The 26,036-nt window shown below is 46.2% G+C and carries 28 protein-coding genes and 1 pseudogene; 15 read left to right on the top strand and 14 right to left on the bottom strand.

Features of this window, described 5'->3' with window-relative positions; all coding sequences use genetic code 11:
• Positions 1–105 precede the first annotated feature (105 nt).
• On the top strand, positions 106–573 hold the full coding sequence (locus K7B67_RS04310) for a hypothetical protein (protein WP_252179141.1): 468 nt from the start codon (positions 106–108) through the stop codon (positions 571–573).
• Here the strand turns inward: K7B67_RS04310 and K7B67_RS04305 are convergent.
• Entirely contained in the window at positions 567–1,820 is a 1,254-nt protein-coding gene (locus tag K7B67_RS04305; protein WP_252179140.1) for an ISL3 family transposase, read from the bottom strand. The two genes, K7B67_RS04310 and K7B67_RS04305, sit on opposite strands and share 7 nt — an antisense overlap.
• 149 nt (positions 1,821–1,969) lie before the next feature.
• On the opposite strand from K7B67_RS04305, the gene K7B67_RS04300 reads away from it, so the two are divergent.
• The 6 genes from K7B67_RS04300 (at position 1,970) to K7B67_RS04275 (ending at position 6,731) form a co-directional block, all read left to right on the top strand.
• Positions 1,970–2,278, top strand: a complete 309-nt coding sequence (locus tag K7B67_RS04300) for a transposase (protein WP_252179139.1) — start codon at positions 1,970–1,972, stop codon at positions 2,276–2,278.
• Positions 2,279–2,280: 2 nt separating this feature from the next.
• Positions 2,281–2,649, top strand: a complete 369-nt coding sequence (gene tnpB, locus K7B67_RS04295; RefSeq protein WP_252176771.1) for an IS66 family insertion sequence element accessory protein TnpB — start codon at positions 2,281–2,283, stop codon at positions 2,647–2,649.
• Between the two features lie 20 nt (positions 2,650–2,669).
• The gene (locus K7B67_RS04290; protein ID WP_346658251.1) at positions 2,670–3,584 is read left to right on the top strand and encodes a transposase; all 915 of its coding nucleotides are present in this window, start codon (positions 2,670–2,672) and stop codon (positions 3,582–3,584) included.
• A complete protein-coding gene (locus K7B67_RS23970; protein ID WP_346658271.1) occupies positions 3,476–4,072 on the top strand; it encodes a transposase in 597 nt (198 codons plus the stop codon). Before K7B67_RS04290 ends, K7B67_RS23970 begins: the two co-directional genes overlap by 109 nt.
• 197 nt (positions 4,073–4,269) lie before the next feature.
• Positions 4,270–6,087, top strand: a complete 1,818-nt coding sequence (locus tag K7B67_RS04280; RefSeq protein WP_252179138.1) for a hypothetical protein — start codon at positions 4,270–4,272, stop codon at positions 6,085–6,087.
• Positions 6,084–6,731 carry a hypothetical protein gene (locus K7B67_RS04275; RefSeq protein ID WP_252179137.1) on the top strand — a complete coding sequence of 216 codons (648 nt, stop codon included), beginning with the start codon at positions 6,084–6,086 and terminating at the stop codon, positions 6,729–6,731. Before K7B67_RS04280 ends, K7B67_RS04275 begins: the two co-directional genes overlap by 4 nt.
• A gap of 357 nt (positions 6,732–7,088) precedes the next feature.
• On the opposite strand, the gene K7B67_RS04270 is transcribed toward K7B67_RS04275, so the two are convergent.
• Both K7B67_RS04270 and K7B67_RS04265 read right to left on the bottom strand, forming a co-directional pair.
• Entirely contained in the window at positions 7,089–7,607 is a 519-nt protein-coding gene (locus K7B67_RS04270; RefSeq protein WP_252179136.1) for a hypothetical protein, read from the bottom strand.
• A gap of 444 nt (positions 7,608–8,051) precedes the next feature.
• A pseudogene (locus K7B67_RS04265) lies at positions 8,052–8,153 on the bottom strand (transposase); the annotation flags it as partial.
• Between the two features lie 83 nt (positions 8,154–8,236).
• Here K7B67_RS04265 and K7B67_RS04260 point away from each other — a divergent pair.
• Genes K7B67_RS04260 through K7B67_RS04250 form a run of 3 tightly spaced genes read left to right on the top strand, consistent with a single transcriptional unit; the run spans position 8,237 to position 10,508 of the window.
• Positions 8,237–8,545, top strand: a complete 309-nt coding sequence (locus tag K7B67_RS04260; RefSeq protein ID WP_252179135.1) for a transposase — start codon at positions 8,237–8,239, stop codon at positions 8,543–8,545.
• 2 nt (positions 8,546–8,547) lie between these two features.
• Entirely contained in the window at positions 8,548–8,916 is a 369-nt protein-coding gene (gene tnpB, locus K7B67_RS04255) for an IS66 family insertion sequence element accessory protein TnpB (RefSeq protein WP_252176771.1), read from the top strand.
• Between the two features lie 20 nt (positions 8,917–8,936).
• Positions 8,937–10,508: an IS66 family transposase gene (locus K7B67_RS04250; protein WP_252179134.1), complete on the top strand. Its 1,572-nt coding sequence runs from the start codon at positions 8,937–8,939 to the stop codon at positions 10,506–10,508.
• 853 nt (positions 10,509–11,361) lie between these two features.
• Here the strand turns inward: K7B67_RS04250 and K7B67_RS04245 are convergent.
• The 5 genes from K7B67_RS04245 to K7B67_RS04225 form a co-directional block, all read right to left on the bottom strand.
• Positions 11,362–13,302 (bottom strand): hypothetical protein, encoded by a 1,941-nt coding sequence (locus tag K7B67_RS04245; RefSeq protein WP_252179133.1) that lies wholly within the window; start codon positions 13,300–13,302, stop codon positions 11,362–11,364.
• A gap of 98 nt (positions 13,303–13,400) precedes the next feature.
• Positions 13,401–13,568: a hypothetical protein gene (locus K7B67_RS04240; RefSeq protein ID WP_252179132.1), complete on the bottom strand. Its 168-nt coding sequence runs from the start codon at positions 13,566–13,568 to the stop codon at positions 13,401–13,403.
• Positions 13,569–13,850: 282 nt separating this feature from the next.
• A complete protein-coding gene (locus tag K7B67_RS04235) occupies positions 13,851–14,324 on the bottom strand; it encodes a hypothetical protein (protein ID WP_252179131.1) in 474 nt (157 codons plus the stop codon).
• A complete protein-coding gene (locus K7B67_RS04230; RefSeq protein ID WP_252179130.1) occupies positions 14,321–14,680 on the bottom strand; it encodes a hypothetical protein in 360 nt (119 codons plus the stop codon). The genes K7B67_RS04235 and K7B67_RS04230 overlap by 4 nt, the downstream gene beginning before the upstream one ends.
• A 223-nt stretch (positions 14,681–14,903) precedes the next feature.
• Positions 14,904–15,656 (bottom strand): NYN domain-containing protein, encoded by a 753-nt coding sequence (locus K7B67_RS04225; protein WP_252179129.1) that lies wholly within the window; start codon positions 15,654–15,656, stop codon positions 14,904–14,906.
• Between the two features lie 221 nt (positions 15,657–15,877).
• Here K7B67_RS04225 and K7B67_RS04220 point away from each other — a divergent pair, with 221 nt between their 5' ends.
• Positions 15,878–17,107 (top strand): transposase family protein, encoded by a 1,230-nt coding sequence (locus tag K7B67_RS04220; RefSeq protein ID WP_252179128.1) that lies wholly within the window; start codon positions 15,878–15,880, stop codon positions 17,105–17,107.
• Between the two features lie 144 nt (positions 17,108–17,251).
• Here the strand turns inward: K7B67_RS04220 and K7B67_RS04215 are convergent, their stop codons facing one another.
• The 6 genes from K7B67_RS04215 to K7B67_RS04190 form a co-directional block, all read right to left on the bottom strand.
• Complete coding sequence (locus K7B67_RS04215; RefSeq protein WP_252179127.1) at positions 17,252–17,500, bottom strand: AbrB/MazE/SpoVT family DNA-binding domain-containing protein; 249 nt, start codon at positions 17,498–17,500, stop codon at positions 17,252–17,254.
• 51 nt (positions 17,501–17,551) lie between these two features.
• The gene (locus tag K7B67_RS04210) at positions 17,552–17,860 is read right to left on the bottom strand and encodes a hypothetical protein (RefSeq protein ID WP_252179126.1); all 309 of its coding nucleotides are present in this window, start codon (positions 17,858–17,860) and stop codon (positions 17,552–17,554) included.
• A 74-nt stretch (positions 17,861–17,934) separates the two neighbouring features.
• Positions 17,935–18,759, bottom strand: coding sequence for an NADPH-dependent 7-cyano-7-deazaguanine reductase QueF (gene queF / locus K7B67_RS04205; protein ID WP_252179125.1), 825 nt, complete (start codon positions 18,757–18,759; stop codon positions 17,935–17,937).
• A gap of 141 nt (positions 18,760–18,900) precedes the next feature.
• On the bottom strand, positions 18,901–19,680 hold the full coding sequence (locus K7B67_RS04200; RefSeq protein ID WP_256484712.1) for an ABC transporter permease: 780 nt from the start codon (positions 19,678–19,680) through the stop codon (positions 18,901–18,903).
• A complete protein-coding gene (locus tag K7B67_RS04195; protein WP_252180521.1) occupies positions 19,677–20,654 on the bottom strand; it encodes an ABC transporter ATP-binding protein in 978 nt (325 codons plus the stop codon). The genes K7B67_RS04200 and K7B67_RS04195 overlap by 4 nt, the downstream gene beginning before the upstream one ends.
• Positions 20,655–20,881: 227 nt before the next feature.
• Positions 20,882–21,790, bottom strand: a complete 909-nt coding sequence (locus K7B67_RS04190) for a TIGR01777 family oxidoreductase (RefSeq protein ID WP_252179124.1) — start codon at positions 21,788–21,790, stop codon at positions 20,882–20,884.
• A 512-nt stretch (positions 21,791–22,302) separates the two neighbouring features.
• On the opposite strand from K7B67_RS04190, the gene K7B67_RS04185 reads away from it, so the two are divergent.
• The 4 genes from K7B67_RS04185 (at position 22,303) to chbG (ending at position 25,910) form a co-directional block, all read left to right on the top strand.
• Complete coding sequence (locus K7B67_RS04185; protein ID WP_252179123.1) at positions 22,303–22,614, top strand: PTS lactose/cellobiose transporter subunit IIA; 312 nt, start codon at positions 22,303–22,305, stop codon at positions 22,612–22,614.
• A 2-nt stretch (positions 22,615–22,616) separates the two neighbouring features.
• Positions 22,617–23,621: a LacI family DNA-binding transcriptional regulator gene (locus tag K7B67_RS04180; RefSeq protein ID WP_252179122.1), complete on the top strand. Its 1,005-nt coding sequence runs from the start codon at positions 22,617–22,619 to the stop codon at positions 23,619–23,621.
• 112 nt (positions 23,622–23,733) lie between these two features.
• A complete protein-coding gene (locus K7B67_RS04175) occupies positions 23,734–25,047 on the top strand; it encodes a 6-phospho-beta-glucosidase (RefSeq protein WP_252179121.1) in 1,314 nt (437 codons plus the stop codon).
• 98 nt (positions 25,048–25,145) lie between these two features.
• The gene (chbG, locus tag K7B67_RS04170) at positions 25,146–25,910 is read left to right on the top strand and encodes a chitin disaccharide deacetylase (RefSeq protein ID WP_252179120.1); all 765 of its coding nucleotides are present in this window, start codon (positions 25,146–25,148) and stop codon (positions 25,908–25,910) included.
• Positions 25,911–26,036 lie beyond the last annotated feature (126 nt).

The following is a 26,036-nucleotide window of genomic DNA, read 5'->3' as shown; positions in this document are numbered from 1 at the left end:
CCAGATTTTTCAGGGCCTGTTTCTATAAAGCTTAAAGCAGATACGACTAACGATGCTCCTATCATTTTTCAGCTACCATGCTTGTTTTTTTATGAGATAAGTACAATGAAAAAATATACTTTAATAATCGCAATATGTTGTTCACTAGTAACTCAATATGCAAAGTCAGCCCCTCTCCTAAATAAAGAGGATGAATTGAGCACTTTGCACGCATTAATTAATATGACCCTCACAGATTCAGTAACTATTGCAGATAAAGAATCTAATATAACGGTCGTTATTACAAAGTCGGATGCACCTCTCCTAAAAACAGAGGATGAATTGAGCACATTACACGCAGTAACAAATATGACCCTCACAGATTCAGGTTCAATGAATATTGAAGATAAAGAGCCTTACGGAATAGTCGATTTTTTAAAGGAGTATGATATTGATAAGCAAATTTATTATGGATTATTATTAGGCGCAATACATTTTACACAGTATCAAATTTTGTATTTTTGCGTTTTACGCCCTCTGTCATTAGAACATGACCCATACAATGGAAAATTAACATTTTTGCCTCGTCAGTAAAATCTGTGGGTCATTTCTGGTTCAGGCAGATGGCCCAGTGCATGATATAAAGCAATTTCTGCACATTTGTAGGTCCTAAAACCGTACGATTTTCTCGTAGTGAGTTTTACCTTGGTGTTCAGACCTTCAACAATTCCGCTGGAAAATGCCTTTTTTGCCTTGAACCAATTCAGAATCAACGGCCTGTGTCGTCGAACAGTTTTGGCTACTTTCTTCATGGGTTCTATCTTTGACCTCATGACTCTTGTGCACCACCGATCCAGATACTTCCCTGCCCAGTGTGGTGATATGTAGTCCCAGAACACTTGAAACTCTTCCTTGAGCAGATAAGCCTTGACACTTTTGAGGTTATACTGGAGTACCGTATTTAACTTGATCTCCTCTTTCTCGGTCAGGTTCTCCTTCCGTTTGAGGAGACACCAACGAGTCTTCTTCAAAACAGGCTCATAACCATCAGCCTGAAGCTGTTTTTGTTCTGATGCCCTGACCTCATCGATAGCTTTGTTCAGCATGGAGACAATATGAAATCGATCCAGAATATGCAGCGCCTGACTGGCAAACTCAGTGATTGCTTTTACGTAGGGCTTCCACATGTCAGAGCAGACATACTCCAATCGCTCACTACGTTCGGGGCCAAAGAAAGAGAAAAAGCTACGAATCGTCGCTTCTGTACGGTCCTTACCAACCCACAACAGCCGGGTACAACCACGATCAATCTGGTAAACCACTGTCAGGTATTTGTGCCCAACCTGGTAAGACACTTCATCAACCCCAATAGCCTTGATATGGTCGAGTGAGCGATTTGCTTTGCCCCACTCAACCATGTACTCCACAGCATGAAATACTTTTTCCCACGAAGTATTGAAAGTACTGGCAACCTCCTTCCAGGAAAGTTTTCTGGCCCAGTTTGCCAGGAATTGCATGTAGACTTTGGTCAGTTCCTTTTTACCTTCAGCCCATGGAACTTGCTCAACCTTTACGCCGCATGTCTTACATTCCACTCGGCGCATTCTATAGAGCAAGAAAACTCTGATTCCCCAGAGGGGAACAAACTCGAAACGGCGTTCAGTAAGGTGATCATAGCCTGGTGCTGGTTTTTGGCAGCCAGAGCAGAGAGCCCGACTGTTCTTCCTTGGAACCACGGTGACATTGAACACATCTTCACCCTGATAATTGCCGAATTGGACATCCTGATAAACAAATGACTTGAGTTTATGCACTTTATTTAGGATAGTTTTTATTAGCATCAGCGGTCTCTTCTGTTTTTTTGTCTGCTAACAAAAAACTACCAGAAATCAGCCGCTGGTGCTTCGTAAGCGCTCATTTGAGGACGTCTTCAAAAATCACAACCTGACTGCCAGTCTTTCTCCTGCAAACAACGCAGGAGATGCGAAGCATGAATCAACCAACAAAACCCTTTACCCGTCTCACCCCCGAACAGTGGCAGCAGATTATTGACCAGCAAATGGCCAGCGGCTTGAGCCAGAAAGCTTTTTGCCAAACTCAAAACATCAGCCTGGCTACCTTCACAAACTGGAAACGTAAACTCAAGAGCGATGCAGGCATTAACTCTGCCAATGTCATTCAGACTTCTGGTCAGGAATGGATCGAACTCCCAAATGAGCTTACTGAACCTCCAGCCAGCCCGGACAGGCATATCGAGCTGGAGTTACCCGGTGGTGTTATTCTTCGTATGCGTCATTAATCATGTTTTACCCAGAATCACAGGTGCGGGTCTGGCTCTATAACCGCCCCACCGATATGAGAAAGTCATACGATGGCTTGTCTGCACTGGTGAGAAACAAACTGGAAGAAGATCCTCTCAGTGGCCAGCTATTCGTGTTCATCAACCGCAAGCAGACGCAATGCAAGGTCCTGTATTTTGACCGCAGTGGTTACTGTATCTGGAGCAAACGCCTGGAACAGGGACAGTTTCATGCCCACGCCGGGGAGGCCCACAAGAAGCGCTTGGAATGGACCGATTTGAAACTGATTCTTGAAGGCATTGATACCCGCTCTGTTCAGCAATATAAACGCTACAAACATCAACAGTCTGGTTACACAACTGAAGCATAAAACCGCTATCTTTAGTCGTCATGAATTTACCTGCTCCCACCACCGCGCCTTCCAGCCTGCAACTGCTTCAGCAGATGCAGGCGCTGTTAGTGGAACGGGATCAGAAGTTGGTGGAACGGGATCAGAAGATCGCCTCCCTTGAGCAGCAGTTAGCCTGGTTTAAACAACAGCTGTTCGGTGAAAAATCGGAAAAGCGCCTGATTGAGAACCCCGACCAGCTGCCATTAGGTGAAATCCTCCAGGACAAACCGGAAGAGCAGGAAGCCCCTACTGAAACCATCACTTACGAGCGGCGGAAAAAGAGTCACCCGGAAGACTGCGTGACTGATCAGGGTCTGCGTTTTACTGAAGATGTACCAGTCGAACTGATACCTATGCCTGCTGTCGAAATGCAGGGAGAAGATGCAGACCAATACGAAGTCATTGATTACAAATACACCTATCGCCTGGCACAGCGCCCCGCCAGTTATGTCATCCTGAAATACCAGCGCGAAGTCGTACGCCACAAGCCCAGCCAAACCCTGACGACAGTAGCCGCCCCCTCCGGCCTGTTTGATCGCAGCTTTGCCGACGTCAGTTTTATCGCAGGCCTGCTGGTCGAAAAATACCGTTTCCATGCGCCTCTTTATCGCCAGCACCAAAAGCTTGAATCCAGCGGTATTACCATCAGCCGTGGAACCCTGACACACCTTGAACAACGCGCCGGAGACCTGCTCAAGCCCATCGCTGATGAAGTACTCAACAGCTGCCTGGAAAGCCGGGTTCTCGCTCTGGATGAAACCCCTGGCAAAGCAGGCCGTAAAAGCAAAGGCAAGATGCAGAAAGGATACTTCACCAGATCATCCATGCCCAGTGCTGGACACACAGCAGGAGATACTTCGTCAAGTCACAGGATGCAGAGCCGGAAGCCACCAAAGAGGCGCTGGACTGCATAGGTGCGATCTATAAAGTCGAAGACGAAATTCGCAAGGCAGAACTGCAAGGTGAAGAAAAACGGGAATACCGTCAACAGAAAGCCAAACCTCTGGTTGACCAGTTCTTTAACTGGCATGAGAAACAACTGCAACGCCTTGATCTGGTGAAAAGCAACCCACTGAGTAAAGCCCTGGGCTATGTAAACAAACGGGAAAAAGAGCTACGGGTCTACCTGGATGATCCGAATGTTGCCATTGACACCAATCACCTAGAGCGTGGCCTCAGATGCATCCCAATGGGGAGAAAGAACTGGATGTTCTGTTGGACAGAGGAAGGCGCAGAGAATGTTGCCGTGTTCCAGACGTTAATCGTCAGTTGTCTTCTTGCAGGCATTGATCCTTACAAGTACTTCGTCGATGTGCTCCAGCGTATCAGTCTCCATCCGGCTCGAGATATCCGAGAGCTAATCCCGCGAATTTGGAAAGAGAAATTCGGGGCAATCCGTTAAAATCCGATCTCGACAAGTAGGGGGAGTCTGCCCCCTGTTTGAACGGTTACCCAAGTCCTACCTTGTGGGCTTTACAGCAGTTTTTGAGAAATTATGGATAATTTACCGATTTACCACTATGTAGGCCTTGACAAATGAGGCATAATTACTTTAAAAAATTGGCTATAAATATATTTTGGTAAGTGCATGGATGACTTGTGATCAGTATTATAAAAATATTATTACTCTTATCTTTAATGTTATGGGCCGGAATCAAGTGGTTCAAGAATAAAAAAAGGTTACAAGATCAGTTACGATGGATCGGTGGCTTTGCATTTCTTTGTGTTGTGATTATTGTCATTACTTTTACATGGGGTCCTCAAAGAAAACAGATTTTTACGGATCTCGGGGATGTTAGGAATAATCTCTATTATGGATGGGAGATAAATCCACTACTTCCTTTTCCATCATTAGCTACACCGAAATCTTTCCGTTATGTGAATGGACAAATAGAGGCCGAAGACTTAGATGCTGGAGTTCGTTTATATGTAGAAAAAAATGCCCCCTATCAACCGCTACCCCCTGGTAGACAGTATATATTTTTAGAGTTACTAGCATTTGTACTATTAATCCTAATAAGACGAAAAATAAGACATATGCGAGCTATTAACATGAGCTGGGCTGATGTTAAGTCCAAAAACAGCATTATTGCATACCAGGATTGGATAGATAGAGAAAATACACGTTGGTGGACATTTAGGGCGTTGAATTCTGAGAATATAAACTACGCTCAGTCAAAAATAAATAAAGGAATGATAGCATCTGGAGCCGCATTATATACCCTGCAATCGAGCATGGGACAGCTCTTAAAAGAGCAAATCCTTGCTGATGACACAAAGACGGAGGAACAGAAAGATAATATCCTTAAGGACAGAGATAGAAGAGTGAAGAACCAGCTTATCCTGCCTTGGATGGCTAAAGTGATTACAATAGGACACCGTAGGGTCTGGTTGAAAATAGAAGAAGCTGATACTTTTTTAGCAACTAGTTATTGGGAAGACTGTATAACAGCAGCAGGCCCAGATGGTGACTACAAGGCGCTAATTGAAAACACACAACAATCTATAAAACTCTGCCATGGCACCCTTGGAAGTAGATGCGAAAAGGTCATTCCACTTCGCACAGAACTATCCACAAGTGATAGTATTGACTTTTTATCAGAAAAATTACCTAAAGCTCTGACGACAATTATTAACCGATACTTACCAGAAAATCTAGTATCAGTAAAGCTTCTTGGCAAGAATGAAAATGCACCTAAGGGTGAACCATGTATTGAGCTAAATGTGATTCGTTATGTCAAATTAGAGGAAGACCCATCTACGGCTAAAGCATTACCTAAATTGAAATATAATTTTGATTCAGTGTGCATTCAAACGGGTGCAAAAGATGTGTTGAAACTTGTCGCTAAAATAAAAGCAGATATGCTCTTTACGGGAAGATTGGTCTGTGATGGATTAACTACAGTTCATTTAGAATATTTTCTTGAATGTACGAGTCTACCAAATTATGAGATATTAAAAAATAGAAAGATAAGAAATAACGAAATTATTGGAAAAGTATTAGATAAAATGGAATTGCAGTCTATGCTAGAAAATTGGCTAAAACGGGAGGTATTATTAATTACAGGTAATTACAAAAAGAAGGAACGCGTTTTTACAGAGCACGAAGCGGATCAGTCGAAAGTGATTGATAGTATCTATAACAAAATTCGAAATGAAATTGGTCAAGAAGCTAAAGAAGAGTTGACAACTGAAATTGCATTTCAGATCGCTAAGGCAGCCATTGACAAACATCCAGAAGAGTTGCTGGGTTGTTGTAAAATGGCAATAGAAGAGCTTGATGCATTAGGATTAGATCCATTGCTTATATTAGACGCGATTAAGCTTGGTGTGGATATTGATCTCATTGATAGTTCATTCTTGGAGGAGCTTGAGAGCACTCTCGACCTGCTTGATACTTTTGGGGAGACAGCATGATGAAAGGCTCAAAGCATAAATCACTAATAATAATGACTATGTGTTTGATAACGGCATCTTCGTTAGCACTGGGGACAACGGTTAGACAGCGAGTAGCAGATACAGCTTTCGAAGAGATTCTTGGTTGGATTTTATCACTGCCAGGTTTGTCAAAACTGGAGACACGGTTAGAAAATAATTATATTCAGTGGATAAGTAATAGTGATAATGGTAGAGAAAAATTGCTATTTGAGCTTGAGTCAATGTCGGTCTCAGATTTTAATCTGGTATTCAAAAGGATAGATTTAGATTGGATGCCAATAAACGGCAGTATGACACTTAATAAAAAGTATAAATATAAGATTGGGTTTGAGCGTCATGGAGTGGTCACTGGTCAGAGACAACTAATATATGATAAAAAACTCACACAGATTCTTGAGCCTGCTCACCCGTTAAAGGCGGATAATCAGAATAGTGCATTGCACATTAAGCCCTACCCTGAGGATGCAAGAATTAGGATTCTCAATATTAAGCCAATTTATAAAGAGGGGATGATGCTAAGACCAGGAAAGTATAGAGTTGAACTGAGTAGGAGTGGGTATAAAAGTAAAGTTTATACAATCAGGCTAACCAGTTTTCCTTCAGTTTTCCACCTGGCACTGTGACTTAGTGCCTGTCCGAAAACCCTCAAGCACTTGAATACAAAAGCCTTCAGCCCCATATAGTCCTTGAAGATTTCCCAAGACAGGCTGTTTCCACATTTATGCGCCAAACCATCAACCCACAAATACAGCTGGGAGAGGTTGAAGTCTCCATCCGGCTCGAGATATCCGAGAGCTAATCCCGCGAATTTGGAAAGATAAATTCGGGGCCAATTCGTTAAAATCCGATCTCGGCAAGTAGGGGGAGTCTGCCCCCTGCTTGAACGCTTACGTTCTAATAGCTGTTATGCGGCTAAATCGTGTTTATTGTAAATAACTTTGACCATTGAATGGCTGCCCGGAGCGACCGGGCTTTTATCTTTAGCTCGATATCATCTCAATAAGATCGAGAGCTTTTGAAGAACCAACCAAGATAAAGTTTTGGTCAACCCTACGAGTATCACCGTTTTCATCATCGTGAAATATTGAAAACCAGACTGATTCTTCATTTTTTATATATCTTGTCAATTTCACAATATCATTTTCGTTGTTACCATTAATTAATATTGTTCCATTTGAATATACAGCTGAATAGTGATCTATTTTTCCACTATCAGTCTCTAATTCAACAACAACATCCTTGTTAAAATCAAATCCCTTGAATTTCTCAGAATAAATTACGAAAACCCAGTGATTTAATTTCATATCATATAACGAATATATATAGCTACCATCTTCATTTGATAGATATGCTATAAGTTCACTCATACCGGTATCCATATTATTGTATGGATTTTTTATTACATTCCACTCATAGGTATTAAGTTCCATTCCTGGTAAAAGAGATGATTTTGCTCCAAAAGAAAGACACAGCATAAGGACAGATAATAACTTTTTCATATCACCTAACTTTTAATCAATTATTCCATATTGTTTGGTCTCATTCGATTAATTTCTAAATTCGTATGCCGAAAATTCAGTGAAAAATCTGATGACTAAACATATCCGATTAGTAACAAATGGTATGATAAAGTAATTCTTAAGGGATTGATAGTAGAACTTTATTGTTGCTGATAATGATAAACTAGTATCTCTGACAACTTTCGCTTATCAATTATTGATAATACCTATCTTCGAATGACTCATACAGATGTTGGTGTCTGCTTTGTCAGCTACTCCCGCTTAATATACGTCTAAAGACGTGTAAGTGATGCAGGCCAATATATATTTAATTTGTTCAAAAGGCTAGCTTCGCTCCCAGTGAATATTGAATGACCAAAAATTTTTGCCTCGAGAGCAAAATCTGTGGCTCATTTCTGGTTCAGGCAGATGGCCCAGTGCATGCTATAAATCAATTTCTGCACATTTGTAGATCCTAAAACCGTACGATTTTCTCGTAGTGAGTTTTATCTTGGTGTTCAGACCTTCCACAATTCCGCTGGAAAGTAAGCGCTCATTTGAAGACGTCTTCAAAAATCACAACCTGACTGCCAGTCTTTCTCCTGCAACCAACGCAGGAGATACGAAGCATGAATCAACCAACAAAACCCTTCACCCGCCTCACCCCCGAACAGTGGCAGCAGATTATTGACCAGCAAATGGCCAGTGGCTTGAGCCAGAAAGCTTTTTGCCAAACTCAAAACATCAGCCTGGCTACCTTCACAAACTGGAAGCGTAAACTCAAGAGCGATGCTGGCATTGATTCTGCCAACGTCATTCAGACTTCTGGTCAGGAATGGATCGAACTCCCAAATGAGCTTACCGAACCTCCAGCCAGCCCGGACTGGCATATCGAGCTGGAGTTACCCGGTGGTGTTATTCTTCGTATGCGTCATTAATCATGTTTTACCCAGAATCCCAGGTGCGGGTCTGGCTCTATAACCGCCCCACCGATATGAGAAAGTCATACGATGGCTTGTCTGCACTGGTGAGAAACAAACTGGAAGAAGATCCTCTCAGTGGCCAGCTATTCGTGTTCATCAACCGCAAGCAAACGCAATGCAAGGTCCTGTATTTTGACCGCAGTGGTTATTGTATCTGGAGCAAACGCTTGGAGCAGGGACAGTTTCATGCCCACGCCGGAGAGGCCCACAAGAAGCGCTTGGAATGGACCGATTTGAAACTGATTCTTGAAGGCATTGATACCCGCTCTGTTCAGCAATATAAACGCTACAAACATCAACAGTCTGGTTACACAACTGAAGCATAAAACCGCTATCTTTAGTCGTCATGAATTTACCTGCTCCCACCACCGCGCCTTCCAGCCTGCAACTGCTTCAGCAGATGCAGGCGCTGTTGGTGGAACGGGATCAGAAGTTGGTGGAACGGGATCAGAAGATCGCTTCCCTTGAGCAGCAGTTAGCCTGGTTTAAACAACAGCTGTTCGGTGAAAAATCGGAAAAGCGCCTGATTGAGAACCCCGACCAGCTGTCATTAGGTGAAATCCTCCAGGACAAACCCAAAGAGCAGGAAGTCCCTACTGAAACCATCACTTACGAGCGGCGGAAAAAGAGTCGCCCCGAAGACTGCGTGACTGACCAGGGTCTGCGTTTTACTGAAGATGTACCGGTCGAACTGATACCTATGCCTGCTGTCGAAATGCAGGGAGAAGATGCAGACCAATACGAAGTCATTGATTACAAATACACCTATCGCCTGGCACAGCGCCCCGCCAGTTATGTTATCCTGAAATACCAGCGCGAAGTCGTACGCCACAAGCCCAGCCAAACCCTGACGACAGTAGCCGCCCCCTCCGGCCTGTTTGATCGCAGCTTTGCCGACGTCAGCTTTATCGCAGGCCTGCTGGTCGAAAAATACCGTTTCCATGCGCCCCTTTATCGCCAGCACCAAAAACTTGAATCCAGCGGTATTACCATCAGCCGTGGAACCCTGACACACCTTGAACAACGCGCCGGACAGCTGCTCAAGCCCATCGCTGATGAAGTACTCAACAGCTGTCTGGAAAGCCGGGTTCTCGCTCTGGATGAAACCCCTGGCAAAGCAGGCCGCAAAGGCAAAGGCAAGATGCAAAAAGGATACTTCTGGTGTTTTTATGGTGACCAGGATGAGATGGCCTTTACCTTCTCTACCAGTCGTTCTGGCAGAGTCGTAGAACCCTATCTGAAAGAGTTTGAGGGCACCTTACTGACGGATGGTTATCCGGAATACGACCGCCTGTGTGTAAAATACCCCCAGATCACCCATGCCCAGTGCTGGACACACAGCAGGAGATACTTCGTCAAGTCACAGGATGCAGAGCCAGAAGCCACCAAAGAGGCGCTGGACTGCATAGGTGCGATCTATAAAGTCGAAGACGAAATTCGCAAAGCAGAACTGCAAGGTGAAGAAAAACGGGAATACCGTCAACAGAAAGCCAAACCTCTGGTTGACCAGTTCTTTAACTGGCATGAGAAACAACTGCAACGCCTTGACCTGGTGAAAAGCAACCCACTGAGTAAAGCCCTGGGCTACGTAAACAAACGGGAAAAAGAGCTACGGGTCTACCTGGATGATCCGAATGTTGCTATTGACACCAATCACCTGGAGCGTGGCCTTAGATGTATCCCAATGGGCAGAAAGAACTGGATGTTCTGTTGGACAGAGGAAGGCGCAGACAATGTTGCTGTGTTCCAGACGTTAATCGTCAGTTGTCTTCTTGCAGGCATTGATCCATACAAGTACTTCGTTGATGTACTCCAGCGTATCAGTCTCCATCCGGCTCGAGATATCCGAGAGCTAATCCCGCGAATTTGGAAAGAGAAATTCGGGGCCAATCCGTTAAAATCCGATCTCGACAAGTAGGGGGAGTCTGCCCCCTGCTTGAACGGTTACGGTGCTTCTACCTTTAAGTTTGATCATTCTTACCCGCGGATACCTCTTAAGAACTGGTTTGCTAACCTCAGGGCGCTGATAGCGTTGCAAACTGGTTTGCAGAGTCAGCGGTTTCCAATCCTTCATGTGCCGACTATTTGTTTCCAACTTAGAGGTTACTCTGTAGCTTTATCCTCACAGGCTGGCTGGTTTTACCCACAGATATCCCTGAAGAGCCACATTTTTAGACGCTATTGCAGGAGCTATCATTGAAGAGTCTATATTTAATGGTTTGTTACTCCCTTTAATCAATTACTCTATAGAATTAGCAACTAATAGTAGCACCAAGTTTGATGGAAAAGTATTTATTTTAACTGACAACCATCATCATGATAAAAAAATATTTATTATGAGTAACATCATCAAATCCACAGCATTTGGACTTATACACCTTGCCAACAAGAACCCATTAATGTCACAAGTCCTGATATCAATGATCAACTCATTCGTAAGAGGGCAATTTACTAAAAATTATGGTTTACTAAGTGCGACTGTAGCTCATGTTACTTTAAATTCTATGAGTTATTTAGTCTACATCTATAATGGACGAGAGTCCTTCGGTGCTTGTCATAGATGTCCCGGAAACTGAATTTTAGGCTGCCTGTTTCAGGCGCGCCTCCGACACCGGAACTCTCTCTGGGTTCAATATGACCAAGGTCAAAATCGATGGTTTTTTGGGTAATAAAGTCTGGCTTCCCAGTCATTGAACGGTTTATTGGAAAGTCAGGTTAGTCAAAATCTGGAGGGAGGTCGGGAGTTTCTTTGAGGTGGGTTGGGAGGCGGGTCATTCTTTATCACCCTTCTTTCTTTTCTTGTTAGGTGGCAGCTGGTCATAGGCTTTCCTTTTGGCTCTCTGGTCGGCAGGCAGGTGGATCTGTTTGTGTTTGTTCAGATTACTCACCTGGTCGGTGCTGTAGTTGCAGTCCTCATGGTCACACTGGTAAACCTTGGGTCTCTTGGATCTCTGGTTGGCAAGCAGGTGGGTCTGCCGGTGCCTTTTCAGATTAGACGCATGGTTGGTGCCGTAGTCGCAACCCTCATGGTCACACTGGTGAACTTTGGGTTTCTTGGGTCTCTTAGGTCTCTTGGGCCTCTGGTCGACAGGCAGGTGGGTCTGTTTGTGCGTTTCCAGATTACTTGCCCGGTTGGTGCTGTAGTTGCAACCCTCATGGTCACACTGGTGCCGCTTGGGTCTCTGGTCGGCAGGCAGGTGGATCTGTTTGTGTCTGTTCAGATTACCCACCTGGTCGGTGCTGTAGTTGCAGTCCTCATGGTCACACTGGTAAACCTTGGGTCTCTTGGATCTCTGGTTGGCAAGCAGGTGGGTCTGCCGGTGCCTTTTCAGATTAGACGCATGGTTGGTGCCGTAGTCGCAACCCTCATGGTCACACTGGTGAACTTTGGGTTTCTTGGGTCTCTTAGGTCTCTTGGGCCTCTGGTCGACAGGCAGGTGGGTCCGTTTGTGCGTTTTCAGATTGCCTGCCTGATTGGAACTGTAGTCGCAACCCTCATGGTCACAGTGGTGCACCTTGGGTCTCTGGTCAGCAGGCAGGTGGGTCTGTTTGTGCTTTTTCAGATTGCCCGCCTGGTTGGAACTGTAGTCGCAACCCTCATGGTCACAGTGGTGCACCTTGGGTCTCTGGTCGGCAGGCAGGTGAGCCTGTTTGTGCTTTTTCAGATTGCTTTTGTTGTCGGTTCTGTATTCGCAGCCCTCATGGTCACACTGGTGCACCTTGGGTCTCTGGTCGCCAGACAAGTGGGTCTGTTTGTGTATTTTTAAATGGCCCTTATGACCGGTGCTGTAGTTGCAGCTCTCATGGTCGCACTGGTACACCTTGGGTCTCTGGTCGTCAGGCAGGTGAGTCTGTTTGTGTCTGTTCAGATTACTCGTCAGGTCGGTGCTGTAAGTAAGTATTTCACTGTCTGAAACCGGATCCTCCTTAATCTTTTTCAGTTCCAGAGTCGCACCATACTGACTGATTTCATTGGCTACTCGAAAGGGATTTAGTGTCGTGGTTTCATACTGAACATCAGATTCGCCTTTGTTTAAACGGTTGTCGATGCGTTCATCAGAGCTGCCGTTAGTGGCTATTTCAATGCCTGAAATGGGCTCCTGCTTAATCTCTTTCAGTGCTGGAGCCGCACCATACTCACTGATTTCATTGGATACTCGAAAAGGATTAATTGTTGTGGTTTCATACTGAACATCAGATTCGCCTTTGTTTAAACGGTTGTCGATGCGTTCATCAGAGTTGCCGTTAGTGGCTATTTCAATGCCTGAAATGGGCTCCTGCTTAATCTCTTTCAGTGCTGGAGCCGCACCATACTGACTGATTTCATTGGATACTCGAAAAGGATTAATTGTTGTGGTTTCATACTGAACATCAGATTCGGCATTAGCTTCGTTTTCATATTCGTTTGAACGGTTGTCGTTGCTTTCATCAGAAGTGCTGCTATCTTCACTGTCAGAACCATTATCAGAGGCTGCCCGACTGTGAACCTTCAACTCCCACCATTCAATGGCCTCGCTCTCTTCTTCAATATCCGTAACGTAGACTCTTTTTATGGATAAGACCTCAATAAAGGGCTTTGGGACATTGATCAGCGCCTTGCCGACAGCCAGAGCGACCAGCAAAGGCGACCTGTTTTCCTGAGCGCGACCATTAAGGCAATGCATAGAAAAGGCAATGACCAAGGTCAAAATCAATGGTTTCTTGGATATCAAGGCCTGGCTTCCCAGTCATTGAACTGTTTATTTGAAATTCAGGTTAGTCAAAATCTGGAGGGGGTCGGAGGTTTTTTTGAGATGGATTGGGAGGCGGGTCATTCTATATCGCCTTTCTTTCTTTTCGCGTTAGATGGCGGCTGGTCATAGGCTTTCCTTTTGGCTCTCTGGTCAGCAGGTAGGTGGGACCGCTTGTGCGATTTCAGATTGCCCGCGCGGTCGGTTCTGTAGTTGCAGCGTAAGCGCTCATTTGAGGACGTCTTCAAAAAACACAACCTGACTGCCAGTCTTTCTCCTGCAAACAACGCAGGAGATGCGAAGCATGAATCAACCGACAAAACCCTTTACCCGTCTCACCCCCGAACATGCCTGAAGAGGAGTGGGAAGATTGCGTTATTCCTTTGTTGTCTGTCGAGGGTTGAGCTAGACGACCATTGACTATCGTCGGCATTCTCTGCACCGGAAATGTCGGGTTGGGTGATCTAGCCCGCTCCCTTACACGCCGGTGTGATGTGAGGGAGCATGAGAAAAACCCGCTCTTATCGGATTTAGGTTTTGTTCTGGAAGTTACTCCAATCTATTGAAGAAATATTAAGTAGAGGCGGGATACTGTCAACTGCTTGTAAAAACAAATCGCTTTGAGTAAAAATGTCAGTCAAAGTAAGGAGGTAAATTTTATCCCTATCCAAGTCTGTATGCTTATCAAGTCTGGTATAAAAAGTATCCTTAAACCCGACACCCGACAACATTACACTCCACTCTGCTTGATGTGCTTTTATGTCAGAGTAGTACTTTCTTGCTTCATCTTTATCCAATGCTGAACGACTCATTTTAGACTGAAAATGGCAGAACAACCCATTGTGTAAAAATCTACCATCAATCCCATCATCAGGACCAAGAGGTCCTGGGGTGAAGCCCAGCCTATACGCAAACCTCCGACCAATTTCTTGTTTGCTTCTATTATCTAATGCAATTATGGAGTCGGCCATTATAATTGCTTGGGCTTTAGAAAGTTTAATCATAATAAGCTTTGGCTCATTTTTATTAAACCAAAAACTGTTATGAGTTCATTCGTATACTCAGGGTGCTTTTCAAGCTCAGTTTCTGATTCAGTTGACACACTAAAATCAATTGTTAAACCCTCCATGGAAGATGGAAATTCCGTTTCATTAAAGTCATCTTTAGAACAGTAATATGCACCATAGTTAGCAAGCGTATTAAAAAATACATTTTTTGACAGCCGCAATACATTTTGTAGCTTTGCTGCCATTTCTATCTGTTGCTCATTCAATTTGATTCTTATGACACTATCTTCATTATCAACCAAATCATCTATGTCAGAAAGAGCTTCATTTATAAACTTACTATCATTGCTCATCGGTATGCTCCTACCTATATGCTATTAACTGCGTTCCAGAGGATATTCCCCCCTCACTCCCACGCTCCAGATTATCAATGGCACCCAAACTCCGTTCACCCTGAGAGCCCTTCGACTCCGCTCAGGATAAACGAGGGGGCTGTATGGATATCAAGGCTTAGCTGCACTAGCTTGTTAGGTAAGGTATGCATTCCCACGCAAAGCGTGGGAACGAGGGATAGTCTCAGGCCTGTCGAAGTTTTTCATTCCACCACTTTGGTCGGGGTTCCGGCTCATGGCCAAGAATATTTTTCAATTGATTGACCAGATCAAAGGACTTTTTACCATCAATATGAGTTTTTAGATCACTATCAACATTACCCCAAAGCGGGTCAAGAACCACATCGACACCATGCGTTCTGGCCAGTTTTGCGACGGGTACAAAGTCTGCATCGCTAGCGAATAGAACAATAGTGTCAGCGTAGTGGTTGAGAGTAAGGGTTGTAATATCGACGCCTATTCGAGTATCCACACCCTTTTGCTGAACACTGTAATAGAAATCTTCGTTTGTAAGGTCCGAAAACTGCTTTTTATTGGCCAGTAGCTCCTCCAACGCCAGATCCTTTACCTGCCACTGGCCAGAATTGGATAACTTCCCCATGCGCAGTGCCAGCTTTCGGGAAGCTCGCAACTGTTTGTGGAGTTCTGTCTGGAAAATATATCCGGGTTCATTCTTACTATTCCATGTGCCGGGTGTTTGGTGGCCGGGGGCTGGCCGAGGGTATCTGATCTGTTTTTCGAGTGGCGGCGCATCATAATAGTAAATCCGGTATAGTTCATCCCGCCCGAGATTTTCCTGATGCTTTCTGACAAGGTTGTACGTTGCAGTGACTATATGCTGAGGTTCTAATGCGTGCGCTTCAAAATGTTTGCGGTGATAAAACTTGATCCGTCGAACAAAGTAGCCACCATCCACAAAGAAAGCAATTTTCTGCATTACATACCCCTAAACGCAAAAAACCTGGAACCGTGGCCACTCGCTACGTATTAGAATGGGCACCGTTGCAGGTCTGTGAACCAATATAGCAACTTGGTCGGAAAACGCAAGCCGCAGTCTCTTCCAACATGAAATGAGCCTAAAGGGGACTCCTGTTTCTAGCATGAAATGAGCCTCACGCTTTTGGATCTTTCGTCCATTATTACTGGATGAAAATCATCATGAACACGAGGCTAATTAGTACCCTCCAGCAGGTTCAAGAACTGCTTAATCAAGCACCATTGATAGAGCCCGGTTGGGAGTCAAAAGACGAGTGTTATCAATGGGTTGAAGAAGTTTTGAGGCACTTCCGATATCGATCACTCACTCGGTCAGAGAAAGGGATTATTAAGCGGTATCTGACAGTTGCCACAGGCTACTCAAGAGCTCAAATCAGCCGCCTTATCAAGGCATACCTCTCAGCAGGTCATTTGAAGCGCAAACAGCGGACCAGCAATGGGTTCAGCAATCAGTACACCAAGGCCGATATAAGGCTCCTCGCTGCGACAGATCAGCTTCATAATGGTCTAAATGGGGCTGCTATCAAAAAGCTCTGTGAAAGGGCGTATGTGCAGGGTGACCAGAGCTATGAACGCCTGAAAGATATTTCCGTCTCACACATATACAACCTGAGAAAGTCACAGACATACCGTAACATCCGGTCACCTAAAGACGTCACCAAACCGACAAAACGAGCAATTGGTGTACGGCGAAAACCAAGGCCAGAAGGACAGCCAGGCTTTATACGCATCGACACTGTACACCAGGGTGATCAGGATAGAGTCAAAGGCGTGTACCATATCAATGCTGTTGATGAGGTGACACAGTATCAGGTTGTTTGCTCTGTTGAGAAGATTAGTGAGACATTTTTGATTCCTGTTTTGGAGGAGCTGCTGGCTTCATTTCCCTTTAAATTAAGGGGTTTTCATTCTGATAACGGTTCTGAATACATTAATGGTCGTGTATCAGAATTACTTGAAAATCTTCGTATAAATTTTACGAAATCAAGAGCAAGAAAGACGAACGACAATGCACTTGTAGAAAGCAAGAATGGTGCGATCATCAGAAAAATACTTGGGTATGCTCATATTCCTCAGAAGTATGCGACAGAAATAAATGAGTTCAATAAAATCTATCTTACCCCATACCTAAACTTTCATCGTCCGTGCTTCTTCCCGGAAACAGAGGTAGACGCAAAGGGCAAGGAAAAGAAAAAGTATCACTATGAAAACATGATGACCCCCTATGAAAAATTCAAAAGTCTCCCCGACTTTAAGAAATATTTGAAAAAGGGAGTCACCCTCGAAGAACTTGAGGCAAGAGCTACAAGCATGAGCGATAATGAGTCAGCAAAGCAGTTGCAGGCTGCCAGAGAATTACTGTTTCAATCAATTTTTGAACGAAAGGCCTGAAAGCACTGGCTTGACGCCCCTTCAGGCTCATTTTGGGATTAGAAAATACTGCCGCTCAAAAAACTGTGACTCGTTCCCACGCTCTGGAGCTGGTAACCAGAGTTTTGCAGCAGCCTCGCAGAGCGTGGGAACGAGGGAGCCCGATCACGATTCTCTGCCCCGGAATTTAATCGCCTGATTTATCTCTTTAATTGAAACGTGACGATTGGATTTGACCATGCCTTTCAGGGATTTGACATCATTACAGGCCACCAGCATTTCAAATCGTCCCGGCGTTACTTCAACGAATTGAATTTGATCGCCGGGGCTGATCTTCAGTGTATTGCGGATAGTGGCTGGTATGGTGACCTGACCTTTACTGGTCACCGTGGCAGAAACAATATTTATTTCCATACCTTTTCCAAAACACCTTACATTTAATCGACAGTAGGTCTCTGCAAGGAATTATTCCACCTTACGCCAGGTAGTGATTGGCCAGGACGACGGAGAGAAGTAATCCAGTACTTCTGTATAGTGGACGCAGCCCCGAATCATAATCCCGATATGACTGGGAAAGAATCGTGTTGGAGCAGGGTAGCTCTGCACCAGAAGGGGGAGAGTCTGTTGCCCCGCTTCCCAAAGAACACCCCATCCGTGTGATATCAGCACAATAGTAGTCACTGAACTTTGATCATAAGGATTGCGGATAACATAGCCTGTGGCAAAACTCTTACAGGAAAGGCAAAGAGCAGTGAGAGCTATATATTTTTTCATATCAGTAAAAAACCTCCATATACCGATTAATATATATGGACTAGTTCACCGATCTTGCAACCTGATATATCACTTCACTGTCTGATCAGACGTCCGTCATCCTGCCCGGCCTGCTCAGTACTGCGCCATGGATTAATGTCCAGCCCCCCCCGGCGCACATAGCGGGCATAAACGGTCAACGATTCCATTTTGAAACGGGACTGTATCTCAGTGAACACCCGTTCCACACACTGCTCATGAAATTCCTGATGCCCCCGGAATGAGCAGATAAATCTCAGGAACGATTCATGGCTAATGGCTTCACCTTTATATTGCACAACCACGGTCCCCCAGTCTGGCTGCCCGGTGACAGGACAGTTGGACTTTAACAGATGAGAGTGAAGGATTTCTTCCCGGACGCCTTCAGCCTTTTGCAATAGATCGGGTGTGTAGTCATAGCAATCAATGGCTACATCCAACTCATCGACTCCGATACCGGGAGCCGCTTTAAATCCGAAAGCCTCCATGTGTGCAATCGTCATCAGCTTTACTTTAACCGGTGCACCTGCCGCCCGACTGAGATCCTTTGCCATGACCGCCTGAACCTGTGCCACAGAATCAAACTGAGTCTGATTAAATGAATTCAGGTAGAGCTTGAAAGACTTGGATTCAATCAGGCTGGGAGAATCGCAGGGAAGCTCAAAGCGACCGATCATTGCCAGCGGCTTACCCTTGGCATCGAGCCAGGACAACTCATAGCCAAACCAGACATCACTCCCTTTGAAAGGCAGGTTTTCCGGATCCAGCCCTAACTCCAACTGTTTCTCCCTGCGGGGAATGGGAAACAACAGCTCCGGGTTATACTTCGCCTGGTATTCACTGTTTTTCCCCAGTGGGGAAGCATTCACTAATTCACTCATAATTTCACTCTCAACCAATCCTGTCAGTCCCATAATCCGACCAGACGACTTCAATCAGCTTCCTCAGACAAACTGAACGGTTTTGCACCCTGAATTGTGGCCGTGGAATCATACGCAGATGTAGCGAAGACTGCCACAGCTTCAGTTTCGCAGGCCTTTACCTACTCGCAGAAGATGAAGCGCCCATGCCGCCATGATGACAATAGCCAGAACCATCACAACAAAAGCCCAGCCAATACTGATACCACTGTCCTGACCCAGGATGCCATAACGGAAAGCATTCACCTGATAGAGGATAGGGTTCAACAGAGAGATGGATCGGAATGGCTCAGGAAGTACGTCTACTGAATAGAAGACACCGCCCAGATAAGTGAGTGGCGTCAACACAAAGGTCGGGATGATGGCCACATCGTCAAACTTTCTGGCAAACACAGCATTGATAAAACCACCCAGGGCAAACAGCGTTGCCGTCAGAAAAACGGCCAGCAGGGTAATAAAAATATGATGAACCTGAAGCTCCACGAAGAAAGCGCCCAGCAGCATCACCAGAATACCGACATAGAGCCCCCTGACCACACCACCCATGGTGTACCCGGCCAGAATGACCCAGTTTGGTACGGGTGATACCAGCAACTCTTCAACACTTTTCTGAAACTTGTTGCTGAAAAAGCTGGAGGCGACATTACTGAAGCTATTGGTGATCACCGCCATCATAACCAGACCGGGTACGACAAAGGTCATATAGTCAAAGCCGCCCATTTCGCCCACCCGGGAGCCAATCACAGCACCAAAAATAACGAAATACAGGGACATGGTGATCGCCGGTGGCAACAGAGTCTGCGGCCAGATGCGCATGAAACGACGAATTTCTTTACTGAAGATGGTATTAAACGCAACCAGATTATACTTCCATTCACTCACTGTGCGCTTCTCCCCTTTTCAACTGCACTGTCTTTAGTTTGTCCCGAAGCCTCGACGCCCCTGCTATCAGAAGTCAGATTAACAAACAACTCTTCCAGCCGGTTGGACTTGTTTCTCATGCTGGCCACTTCAATACGATATTCACTCAGTTGCCGGAACAGGTCATTAACCCCCTGATGCTTGCCAACCTCAACTTCGATACTGTGGTTATCCAACTTCTTGACGTTATAACCCGCAAAGGTTGGCAGGTCTGCAATCGGCTCGTTCAGATCCAGTACAAAGCTCTCTTGCTGAAGCTTGCTCAGCAGTGCCTTGGTGCTGGTATTCTCGACAATCTCACCACTATCAATGATGCCGACATGACGGCAGAGCTGCTCCGCTTCTTCCAGATAGTGCGTGGTCAGGATAATCGTGGTGCCCTGCTCATTAATCTCTCTGAGAAAGTCCCAGAGCGAGCGACGCAGTTCAATATCAACACCGGCAGTAGGCTCATCAAGAATCAGTAGCTTTGGCTGATGAATCAGAGCCCTGACAATCATCAAACGGCGTTTCATACCGCCGGACAACATTCTTGAGACACTGTGTCGTTTATCCCACAGGCCCAGCTGCCTGAGATAATGCTCAGCACGCTTACGAGCCTCTTTGGCAGGTATGCCGTAATAACCAGCCTGGGTTACGATGATATCTTCAACTTTTTCAAACTGGTTAAAGTTGAATTCCTGGGGAACCACTCCCAGCATCCGCTTGGCCTTGACAAGATCGGTATCAATATCGTGCCCGAATACTGAAACCTTGCCTGAGCTTTTGCGAACCAGTGATGAAATGATACCGATAGAGGTTGACTTGCCAGCACCGTTAGGACCCAGCAGAGCGTAAAAATCACCTTCTTCAACAGAGAGTTCAATCCCTTTCAGGGCTTCAAAACCATTGTCGTATTGTTTTCGTAAATTCTGTATTTTCAGTGCCTGAGGCATGTTTTTTATAATCCGTATTATGCAGAATTTCTTCTCCATCAGAGCCACTGCACCGTTTCACTTTTAGAGTTACTCTGCTCTTTTTCATCCATCCAGTGAAGTTAAACAGAGTCGACCTGTCATGACTGTTACTCTGAACGTTTTTCCATCATTAGGAAATAGAAAAATACCCTGCTACTCGTAGCCTTTAATAGTTACATTACGAATAGTAGTTACATTACGAAGAATTAGACGGCATTGATCAACTGAGTCAGTGCCGGTTGCAATTGTGGATGGGTGAATTGATAGCCTTCAGCCAACAGCCGTTCGGGGTAAACATTCTGGCCTTTCAATACCATTTCAGAAGACTCTCCCAACAGACACTTCAGCACCATAGCTGGCATTTTCAGGAGGGCGGGACGGTTAAGAACACCAGCCAGTGCTACCGCAAAATCCTTATTGCTGACAGCTTCGGGAGCGGTTGCATTAAAAACACCTTTGGCAGAGTCATTTTCCAATAAGAAGATCAGCGTATTCACCATATCTTCCATGTGAATCCACGACATCATCTGTTTACCAGAACCCAGCGGTCCACCAGCCCCCAAACGGAAAGGAAGCATCATTTTATGCAATGCACCTCCTTCAGGGTGCAAGACGACACCGGTTCTGACCGTACAAACCCGCGCTCCCAAACCCTCTGCACGTCTGGCGGCCTGCTCCCAGCGTAGACAAAGGTCGGCAGCAAAATCATTCCCTGCCCCGGAAGACTCGTCCAGACGGACAGCATCATCCCTGCCGCCATAAAACCCGATGGCCGAGCCACTGATCAGACAGCGGGGGCGGTTTTCCATGCGCTCAATCAGGTCAACCAGTTCTGAAGTCAGGGTAATCCGGCTATTGAGCAGCTGGCTTTTTCTGAAGGATGTCCAGCGTTCATCCATCACCCCCTCACCCGCCAGGTTGATAATGGCATCGAAAGCCACGGCAGGATTGACTGCCGATAGTGACTTTACAGACTTAACTTCATTACTCAGCAGACGGTGTACATCCTCAGCATCCCGCCTGCTCAAAACAGTCAGTCGATGCCCTTTTGACAAAAGCCTCGCCACCAGCCGTCGACCAATGAACCCTGTTCCCCCGGTAATCAGTATCTGCATGATATGAGCCCTGAAAAAAACTTTATGAAAGTATGGAAACGTCTTGAGCCTCACGGGATACAACCCCATGGTTCCATATTAAACAGCCATGGGCGTAAGAAACAATTTTTCACGACAAAAAAAATACCCTGGGTCCCCTCAAACCCGGGTATTCGATCGACTGGCTATGAATGGCTCCTGCTTCTCTTTTTTATATCCTTTGCACTCTGGCGCTGTTTGTTATTTTTCTTGGCTGACCCGAGTGACTTCATAGTACGTATTTGCCACTACCAAAACATTGACTTATATCAATAAACTTCGGTTTACACCTATTTTTTTCGAAAGTACCGAGTTCACCAAAGGCTGCATGTTCTTTAGCATTCGCTGCCAATGCTGGGCAACTTGGTTTTTTGACTTAGGTCAACCATAATGTAACCGGTTTCAGTAACCGGTTACATCTGCGAACACACAGTGTAGACTGAGCTTCGTAACTATTTTTACTGTGACCTTGCATACCCGACAGGAGTAAGACCATGGATCTAGAGTCCGCCGTAATGGAGATCATCATCAACTCTGGCCAGGCCCGCAGCTGTGCTTACGAAGCCTTGTCCAAAGCAAAAGCCGGGGACTATGAAGGAGCCGAAGAGATGATGGCTCACGCCCAGGAAGCCGCAAAAGGCGCTCACAGGGTCCAGACACAACTGATCGAACAAGATCAGGGCGAAGGCAAAGACCCAATGACCCTGATAATGGTTCATGCCCAGGATCACTTGATGACTTCCATGCTGGCCCAGGAAATGGTTCAGGAGTTGATTACGCTTCACAAAAAAGTTGATCAAAAGTAACAATGGCCACCATAAAAGACGTCGCAGAGCGAGCAAAAGTATCCCGGGCGACGGTATCCAGAGTACTGAACAACACCGGGCAGGTAACGGAAGCCACTCGTCTGCGAGTGAAGTCCGCCATGGACGAGCTGAAGTATCGCCCAAACCCGGTCGCCCAGTCTCTGGCCAGCAACACCACCAATACCATCGGCTTGATGATCTCATCTTTCCGGGGTGGTTTTTTTGGTGACCTGATGGCCGAAGTCCAGCAGGTTGTAGACGCTGCCGGTAAAGTGATGATCGTCACCCAGGGTAAGTACCATGCTGAAAGTGAGCGCGCCGCCATTGATCACCTGATCAATATGCGAGTCGACGGCCTGTTATTGCACGCTCGCTACCTGAGTGATGATGAACTGATTGCCATTGCACAAACGGCTCCCCCCTTTGTACTTCTGGATCGTTATGTCGACGCCCTGGCCGACCGCTGCATCACCTTTGATCACGTCAAAGCCAGCGACAGAGCCGTAGAAGTGCTTCTCAAAAATGGCCACACCCGCATTGCCTGTCTGGCTGGCAAGCTCACTAAACCCAAAGCCAAAGAACGTTTTCAGGGCTACGCCAATGCCCTGAGCCGACACAATATTACGCTGGATGAAGATCTGGTCACCGAAGGCAACTATACGAGAAAAGCCGGATACGAAGGTGTCAGACAGCTGCTCTCGACCGGTAAACCGTTTACCGCCGTATACGCCTGCAGCGAAGAGATGGCGGCAGGTTGTATGGACGCCTTTCGTGAAAACAACATCCGTGTGCCCGAAGACGTTTCCCTGATCAGTTATGACAGTGTGGATCTGTGTACATTTCTCACGCCTCATGTCACAGCCCTGCATTTCCCAATGCCTGAGATGGCCAGCGTCGCCGGAACACTGTTAATGAGCCAACTCAGGGAGGAGGGTTTCAGCAGGCCGGAAAGCACTCATTTTGATGGGGAGCTGCGCCTGAGACAGTCGGTAAGGAAGCTCAATTAGTTTTTGTCCGGATTCAGACAAAAACGTTTTACAACCAGAAACCTGCCACAGCCTCTCAAAGAGGACAGGTATCAGGCAGGTCATGACACCATTTGGAAGTGAAGGTATCCCGATGAAAAAGCTAAAACTCGCCGTCATTGGTGGTGGTAGTAGTTATACTCCGGAACTGATTGAAGGGGTAATCAAAAGAGTCGACCGCCTGCCTGTAACTCAGATCGACCTTATGGATATTGACGCTGGTCGCGAGAAACTGGAGACCGTTACCAGTCTGGCCCAGCGCATGGTAGCCAAAGCAGGCCTTGATATCACCGTCAAAGCCACACTGGATCGTCGTGAAGCGATCAAAGATGCTAACTTTATCATGACTCAGCTGCGTGTCGGTGGACTGGCAGCCCGTGCCCGTGATGAGCGCATTCCCCTCAAGTACAATGTTCTAGGTCAGGAAACCACCGGGCCCGGCGGTTTTGCTAAAGCACTCAGAACCATTCCTGTACTGCTCGACATCTGTCGTGATATTGAAGAGCTAGCTCCAGAAGCCTGGCTGATTAACTTCACTAATCCTGCCGGCATGGTGACCGAGGCCATCAGCAAATACACCAGAGTCAAAGCTCTGGGTCTGTGTAATGTGCCCATTCACATGCACCATGATGTTGCCAAAGCGTTCAATGTCGATTTTGATCGTATCAAGACCACGTTTGCCGGTCTCAATCACCTGGTTTGGATGAGTGATATCCGCCTTGATGGCAAAGTTATTACCGGTGATATGATTGAAAAACTGTGCGACGGCGCTCACATGAATATGAACAATATCCACGAGTCGCCCTGGGATCCCGACTTCCTCCGCGGGCTGGGCGTAATCCCCTGCCCTTACCACCGTTACTTCTACATGCAGGATGAAATGCTGGCAGAAGAGCTGGAAGCGGCCAAGTCTGAAGGCACCCGCGCCGAACAGGTCATGAAGACGGAAGAAGAACTCTTCGAGCTTTACCGTGATCCTGACTTGGACATCAAACCACCTCAACTGGAAAAACGCGGTGGCGCCTACTACTCAGACGTATCCCTGAATCTGGTTGACTCCCTGTACAACGACACTGGCATGATCAATGTGGTCAACACCGTGAACAACGGTGCTATCAGCAATATGCCTGACGACTGTGTTGTTGAGATCAGCTCTGTGATTGACAGCGGCGGTGCCCATCCAATAGCCATGGGCGAACTGGCTGAAAACCAGATTGGTCTTGCTCGCGCAGTGAAGTCCTATGAATCTCTGGCGGTTGAGGCCGCTGTTCATGGCGACTACCGCAAAGCACTGCAAGCGTTGACGGCTAACCCGCTAATCCCCAGCGCCAGAATTGCCAAGTCTATTCTGGACGACATTCTGGAACAGAATGCTGACTACCTGCCACAGTTTGACCTGAAAAAATAATTCAGAGCGACAAAGTGGCACACTTCCCGGTACACTTACCGGGAAGTTAACAGTGTTTTTACCAACTATTTTCACCCGCTGCTTTTACGAGAGAATTCATGAAACTGATTGCCAACGCCGACGACTTCGGCCTGTGCGACGGGGTCAACTATGGCATCATCGATGCCTATCAAAAAGGTATCGTTCGCTCTACCACCATGATGGTAGGGATGCCGGGAGAAGCCCATGCCGTTGAACTGGCCAGGGCGAACCCAGGTCTGAAAATTGGTGTTCATCTTCGTCTCACAGCCGGTCAATCCCTGTGTGATAACCTGAAAACACTGACCGATGAAACTGGCCGGTTTCACTCCCAGACTGATTTTTATGGCAATGAAAATATCTGCCCTGAAGAAGTGGAAAGAGAGTTCCGTGCCCAGATCGGTCGCTTCCTCTCCCAGGGTTTAAAACCAACTCACCTCGACGGCCATCACCATTGTTACGGCCACCCAGGGGCCTATCCTGTGGTAAAAAAAATCGCCGCAGAACTCGGCATCCCGTTTCGAACGGTGGACTCCAGAGAAATTTCCAAGGTGGGTAAGTTCAAATACCGTTTCAGCGATGCGTTTTACGGTGATGTCAGTGAAGCAATGCTGCTTGAGATCGTCGACCAAGAAATCGCCGAACGAGGCCAGAACTGCATTCTGGAACTTATGTGTCATCCAGCCTTCATCGACCCTGCCCTGAACCGGATGAGTTCATACTGCATTGAGCGTGTCAGGGAAACAGAAATTCTTAACTCTGAATCACTAAAACAAGCGCTGACCGAGCGTGGCGTCGAACTGACTGCTTACGATTTCGTTACTCAACAGTCCCTGGGAGCCTGACCGAGAATAGCTGCCCTACCGGCAACTGCTCCTGCGTTGCTCTAGCTCCTGCATCCATGCAGTCGTACGGCGACAGCAAATTGGTCTGAAAATCCGCTTTTGTTCGTCAAATAGCTAGAACCGAGT

Origin of the sequence: Endozoicomonas sp. 4G, assembly GCF_023822025.1 — a bacterium.
In the GTDB taxonomy this organism is placed as follows: Bacteria; Pseudomonadota; Gammaproteobacteria; order Pseudomonadales; family Endozoicomonadaceae; genus Endozoicomonas_A.
Note: the sequence above shows the minus strand (reverse complement) of the source record. Positions and strands in the feature narration are given on the sequence as shown.